The organism is Nostoc sp. 2RC, assembly GCF_014222165.1.
GTDB lineage: Bacteria > Cyanobacteriota > Cyanobacteriia > Cyanobacteriales > Nostocaceae > Nostoc > Nostoc linckia.
Genome location: NZ_JACKZU010000443.1, coordinates 1 through 6,163 on the forward strand (window position 1 = coordinate 1; position 6,163 = coordinate 6,163).

Consider the following 6,163-nt stretch of genomic DNA (forward strand, 5'->3'; position numbering starts at 1 on the left):
GTAATATACTATATAACTGTTTGAAGAACAAAGTATCAAATTTAATGCTAGATATTATACATAGTTGTCGCTAAAAAAGATTGGGCAACTTCTCCTGAAATTTATCATGAGTAAAGTAAACAAGTTACTACATCAGTGGTTACTAAAATCTGTTTCTCAGACAGGTATTGCTTGGCTGGAACAGAAGCAGGCACACATCGCTAGCGGTGCTGCTGAGCGAGTGTTTTTTACATCTTTTAGTGCTGTGCCGCGTTACCTGGGTAAACAGAATTTGCAGCTAACATCCGAAGATTTGGAAGCAGCACAGGAGGCAATTCCTGATTGGAATCCTGGTAATTGGACTGTAGATCGAGCAGGGCGCACACTCTTGGTTTTAGCTTTACCCCACGATGATGCCCAGAGTTATGTGCGATCGCTCGATAAACTTTTCTCTAGTGCCGACATGGGCGAGCTAGTTGCACTGTATCAAAGTTTACCCCTGTTACCACATCCAGAATTACACCGTCAGCGTGCTGCTGAGGGAATCCGCAGCAACATGCTCAACGTATTCCAAGCCGTAGCACTACGCAATCCCTATCCAGCGAATTACTTAGATAATGCCGCTTGGAATCAGATGGTGTTGAAAGCAGTGTTTGTCGGTAGTCCATTGCATCTAATTTGGGGTTTAGATAGCCGCGCTAACCCAGAATTAGCAAAGATGTTGACAGACTATGCCCACGAACGCTGGGCTGCTAAACGGTCAGTTACCCCAGAACTTTGGCGATCTGTAGGTAAATTTGCTGATAGTGCCATCGTTGCAGATTTAGAAAAAGTCCTGATTAATGGCGATATCGCCGAACAACAAGCAGCAGCCTTAGCTTGTGCTGAATCAGGTTTACCCCAAGCGCAAATATTACTTTCCCATTATCCAGATTTACAGTCATCCATTAAGCAGGGTAACCTGACTTGGAATAGTTTTAGCGTGTAAATGTAAAGAAAGTGGGGGAGATGACTGTTGATTGTTGACTGTTGACTGTTGACTGTCCAATGCCCCATGCCCCATACTTCTCTGCGAGAGGCTGCGCCAACGACTACGCTCAGTACAAGTGCCCCATGCTCAATTCCCTAAACCTATGATGTTTATCGATCCTCACATTCACATGTGTTCCCGTACTACTTATGATTACCTAGTAATGCGGGAATATGGCATTGTTGCCGTTATTGAACCAGCGTTTTGGCTGGGACAACCCCGAACCCATGCCGGCACATTTAAAGATTATTTCAGCAGTCTAGTAGGCTGGGAAAGGTTTCGTGCTAGTCAGTTTGGCATTCAGCACTACTGCACAATTGGCTTAAATCCTAAAGAAGCTAACAATGAAGCACTGGCGGCAGAAGTTTTAGAACTGATACCGCTTTATGCTTGTAAAGAAGGAGTCGTGGCTATTGGCGAAATTGGCTACGATGATATGACAGAAGCAGAAGATAAATATTTTTGTCAACAGTTAGCATTAGCTAAAGAACTCGATATGTTAGTGCTAATTCATACTCCTCATCGTAATAAAAAAGCGGGTGCAAGTAAGAGTATGGATCGATGTATTGAATATGGTTTAGATCCATCACAAATAGTTATCGACCATAACAACGAAGAAACTGTTGAAGAAGTATTAAAACGAGGTTTTTGGGCAGCTTTTACGATTTATCCCCAAACAAAAATGGGTAACGCCAGGATGGTAGAAGTTGTTCGTAAATATGGATGCCATCGCATCATTGTTGATAGTAGTGCTGATTGGGGAATTAGCGATCCATTAGCAGTACCAAAAACCGCTAAATTGATGTTAGAAAGTGGCATTCCAGAAGAACACGTGCGAGCAGTTTGTTATGAAAATGCCCTAGCTGCTTACAGTCAAACCGGACAAATGCAAGCCTCAGATTGGCTCGATCCTCAATCCATCGACCAGCGTCAGCTATTTAATGGTAATTCTGTGTTGCGAGGACAAGAACCAGGTATTAATTCGCTTTCGGTGTTGATTGAATAAAAAATTGGGAGTGTTGATTGTTGACTGATGACTGATGACTGATGACTTATTATCTTTGTATTTCTATTCCCTATTTTCAAGGCAGTCATTCTCACAATCCAAAACCTAAAATCTAAAATCTAAAATACAAAATTCGGGGGGCTGATAAGTGAATGTTGCAAGCTGGAATTTTCAAAGCTGGCGTGGTTATTTGGAATTGATGCGTCCGGCTAATATTGTTACTGCTTGGGCTGATATTTTGGTTGGTTTTGCGGCTTCTGGTGCGGGAATTATTTTGATTAAATTAATTAATGGTGACGCTAATTTTGGAGTTTTAATTCCATTAGCTTGGTTGTTATTAGCAACAACTGGTTTATACGGCGGTGGCATCGTTTTTAATGATGTATTTGATGCTGATTTAGACGCAAAAGAACGACCAAATAGAGCAATACCAAGCGGTCGTGTGTCGTTGAGAAATGCTGCTTTATTAGGTAGTTTACTGTTTGCCATCGGTATTGGAGCAGCTTTTCAAGTATCTTGGCTGAGTGGGGCGATCGCTATCTTCATTACCCTTTCAGCATTGCTGTATAATTCCCTTGCCAAACATCATCCTTTTTTTGGGCCGCTGAATATGGGTTTGTGCCGTGGCAGTAATTTATTATTAGGTGTCAGTGCTGTCCCAGGAATTATTGCAGAACGTTGGTATTTAACACTGATTCCTGTGATTTATATTGCAGCTATTACCGCTATTAGTCAAGGGGAAGTTCACGGTGGAAAAAAGATTACAGGAGTCTTAGCACTCATTTTAATTGCAATAGTTTTGACGGCAATTTTAGCATTAGGAATCTTACCGGAGTATACAGCGATCGCTGCCTTACCATTCGCAATTTTCTTAGCTATCCGCATCCTACCTAATTTCATCAAAGCCGCCCGCGAACCTTTACCAGAAAATATCCGCAATGCCGTAAAAATCGGTGTATTGTCTCTAATTGTTCTAGACGCCACTGTTGCATCTGGTTTTGCAGGTTTGTATTACGGTTTAGCGGTTTTGATTTTGCTACCAATTTCGATGAAGTTAGCACAAATATTTGCTGTTACTTAAAATCCAATACAGTTCAGTTAAGCCTTTCTTTCTTCTCTTTGCGTCCTTGGCGGTTCGTTAAAAAAATTGAATTTGACCAAGAATTTTAGCCTTAACTGAACCGTATTGACTTAAAATCCACTCCACACAATTATCAAAATCTCACGCAGAAACTCAAAGAAATTGATAATCATTTATACTTCAAAAACCTCTTTGCGTCTTTGTATGCAAATAATAAATACAGAATGTAGAAAATGAAAATTACAAACAACAACTTCCATTTAACTTATTGCAGCAATATTCATCCCGGCGAAACCTGGGTAGAAGTATTTGCAAATCTCCAAAAATATATTCCCGAACTCAAATCACGTTTATCACCCACGGAACCTTTCGGTATTGGTTTGAGGTTAGCAGATATAGCCGCCAAGGAACTGTTAGCAAATAATCAATTAGCTCAATTCAAAGAGTGGTTAACTCAGCAGGATTTATATGTTTTTACCTTAAACGGCTTTCCTTACGGAGGGTTCCACAGACAAGTAGTAAAAGACCAAGTTTATGCACCAGATTGGTCTACACAAGAACGACTGGACTACACATTAAATCTTACACAAATTTTAGCAACTCTCTTACCCAAAGGACTTGATGGCGGTATTTCTACATTGCCCTTATCCTATAAACCTTGGTGGGGAAAAGACGAAGCAACTCGCGATTCAGTTATCAAAAAAAGTTGTTTAAATTTGGCATCAGTTGTTGAAAATGCAATCCGCATCTGGGAACAAACAGGAACATTATTACATATCGACTTAGAACCAGAACCAGATGGCTTAATTGAAAATACATCAGAAGTAATTGACTTTTTTCAAAATTGGTTATTGCCTATTGGCGGTAATTATTTTTTTCAAAAATTAAATATCGAACAAAATTTAGCAGAAAATAAATTATTAGAACATATCCGACTTTGTTATGATACTTGCCATTTTTCAGTTGAATACGAAGAACCAAATTCTGTATTTACACGTTTAGCAGCAGCAGGAATTAAAATTGGTAAAATTCAAATCAGCGCAGCAATTCAAGTGAAAATTCCCCCTGAAGTTGAAAAACGTAGTTTAATTGTTGAACGCTTACGTCCTTTTGCAGAATCTACCTATCTTCACCAAGTAATCGAACATCGCACTGATGGTACGCTACATAACTATCCCGATTTAGTGACTGCATTACCTCATTTAGAGCAATCTCTAGCTCAAGAATGGCGTACTCATTTCCACGTTCCAATTTTTATTCGTGATTATCAAATTTTGCAGTCTACCCAAGATGATATTGCTACTGTTTTACATCTACTGCAAACAAATCATGCTTGTTCGCATTTAGAAATTGAAACTTACACTTGGGATGTTTTACCACCAGAAATGAAAATAGATTTACTGACTTCCATTGAGCGGGAATATGATTGGATATTAAAAGAATTAGGAAAAAACTCAGAATCCATAAGTTATAGCATTTCCTAATCTGCCAAGGTAAAAATCTCTGCGTACCTCTGCGCCTTCCTTTGCGTCCCTACCCTGCGGTAACGCCTAACGGCGGTATGCGTTTCCAAATATTATCTTTACCTCACTTAACAAAAAATCGCTATCAAATTCACAATTCTGATTGTTTGTAAGCAAACACTGAATAAATTAAGTTTATGAAAAAAACTGTTGTTTTAAATGTTGTAGGATTAACACCTAGTTTACTGGGAAAGAATACACCATTTTTATCTACTTGGGCAGCCAAAGGTCAAGTAGTTCCAATCAAACCAGTACTACCTGCTGTAACTTGTTCTGTTCAGGCTACTTATTTAACAGGAAAATTGCCTAACGAACATGGAATCGTGGCTAATGGTTGGTATTTTCGAGATGAATGTGAAGTCAAATTTTGGCGACAATCGAATAAATTAGTACAAGCTCCTAAAGTTTGGGAAATTGCTAAATCCATCGATGCAAATTTCACTTGTGCCAATCTTTTTTGGTGGTACAATATGTATTCTTCGGTGGATTATGCCATTACACCAAGGCCAATGTATCCTGCGGATGGAAGAAAATTACCTGATATTTATACCCATCCTAGTGATGTGCGATCGCCAATTCAATCTGATTTAGGTCAATTCCCATTATTTGATTTTTGGGGGCCAAAAACTTCCATTAATTCTAGTCAATGGATTGCTAATTCTGCTAAATGGATTGAAGAACGTTATAGCCCCACATTATCACTAGTTTATCTGCCACATTTAGATTATTGTTTACAAAAGTTTGGGCACGATGAAAAGCGCATTCAAAAAGATTTACTCGAAATTGATGGTGTTTGTAAAGAGTTAATTGAATATTATCAAGCACGAAATACTCAGGTAATTATTCTTTCTGAGTATGGCATTACTCCTGTTAATCAAGCAGTACATTTAAACCGCATCCTGCGGGAAAATAACTTAATTGCAGTGCGGGAAGAATTGGGGCGAGAACTGCTCGATTGTGGTGCTAGTATTGCTTTTGCTGTGGCGGATCACCAAATTGCCCATGTATACGTGAATGACCAAGCCTACATTCCGAAAGTGCGATCGCTTTTAGAAGCAACTCAAGGCGTAGCCCAAGTATTAGATGAACAAGGTAAACAAGCCTACCATCTCAATCATCCCAGATCTGGAGAATTAGTGGCGATCGCCGCGCCTAATACCTGGTTTACTTATTATTATTGGCTCGACGACAACAAAGCCCCTGATTTTGCCAGAACCGTAGATATTCACCGCAAACCCGGTTACGATCCTGTAGAGCTTTTCCTCAATCCCCAAATTAAATTTCCTCAAGGAAAAATCGCTCTCAAGTTACTACAGAAACAACTTGGTTTTCGCTACCTCATGGATGTGATTCCTCTGGATGCTTCCATAGTGCGTGGTTCTCACGGTCATATAACCACCTCCACAAATGAAGGGCCGTTATTTATCACCCATCAAACTCACTTAGTTGATAGCGACATCATTGAACCGACGGATGTTTGTTCCTTGATTCTCAAACATTTGAGTAGGGAGTAGGGGAGGTGGGGAGTTGGGGAGTGTGGGGAG

General features: G+C 39.8%; 5 protein-coding genes. All 5 read left to right on the top strand.

Features of this window, described 5'->3' with window-relative positions; all coding sequences use genetic code 11:
- Window positions 1–106 precede the first annotated feature (106 nt).
- The 5 genes from GNE10_RS30855 (at window position 107) to GNE10_RS30875 (ending at window position 6,133) form a co-directional block, all read left to right on the top strand.
- Window positions 107–967 carry an EboA family metabolite traffic protein gene (locus GNE10_RS30855; protein WP_185569662.1) on the top strand — a complete coding sequence of 287 codons (861 nt, stop codon included), beginning with the start codon at window positions 107–109 and terminating at the stop codon, window positions 965–967.
- Window positions 968–1,112: 145 nt separating this feature from the next.
- On the top strand, window positions 1,113–2,015 hold the full coding sequence (locus GNE10_RS30860; protein ID WP_185569669.1) for a TatD family hydrolase: 903 nt from the start codon (window positions 1,113–1,115) through the stop codon (window positions 2,013–2,015).
- Window positions 2,016–2,163: 148 nt separating this feature from the next.
- The gene (eboC, locus tag GNE10_RS30865; RefSeq protein WP_397326710.1) at window positions 2,164–3,096 is read left to right on the top strand and encodes a UbiA-like protein EboC; all 933 of its coding nucleotides are present in this window, start codon (window positions 2,164–2,166) and stop codon (window positions 3,094–3,096) included.
- A 233-nt stretch (window positions 3,097–3,329) separates the two neighbouring features.
- Complete coding sequence (gene eboE, locus GNE10_RS30870; RefSeq protein WP_185569665.1) at window positions 3,330–4,580, top strand: metabolite traffic protein EboE; 1,251 nt, start codon at window positions 3,330–3,332, stop codon at window positions 4,578–4,580.
- A 176-nt stretch (window positions 4,581–4,756) separates the two neighbouring features.
- Window positions 4,757–6,133 carry an alkaline phosphatase family protein gene (locus GNE10_RS30875; protein ID WP_185569667.1) on the top strand — a complete coding sequence of 459 codons (1,377 nt, stop codon included), beginning with the start codon at window positions 4,757–4,759 and terminating at the stop codon, window positions 6,131–6,133.
- Window positions 6,134–6,163 lie beyond the last annotated feature (30 nt).

Coding starts and splice junctions, on each gene's coding strand:
- eboE (WP_185569665.1), top strand. CDS start 3,330: ATGAAAATTACAAACAACAACTTCCATTTAACTTATTGCAGCAATATT.
- GNE10_RS30860 (WP_185569669.1), top strand. CDS start 1,113: ATGATGTTTATCGATCCTCACATTCACATGTGTTCCCGTACTACTTAT.
- GNE10_RS30855 (WP_185569662.1), top strand. CDS start 107: ATGAGTAAAGTAAACAAGTTACTACATCAGTGGTTACTAAAATCTGTT.
- GNE10_RS30875 (WP_185569667.1), top strand. CDS start 4,757: ATGAAAAAAACTGTTGTTTTAAATGTTGTAGGATTAACACCTAGTTTA.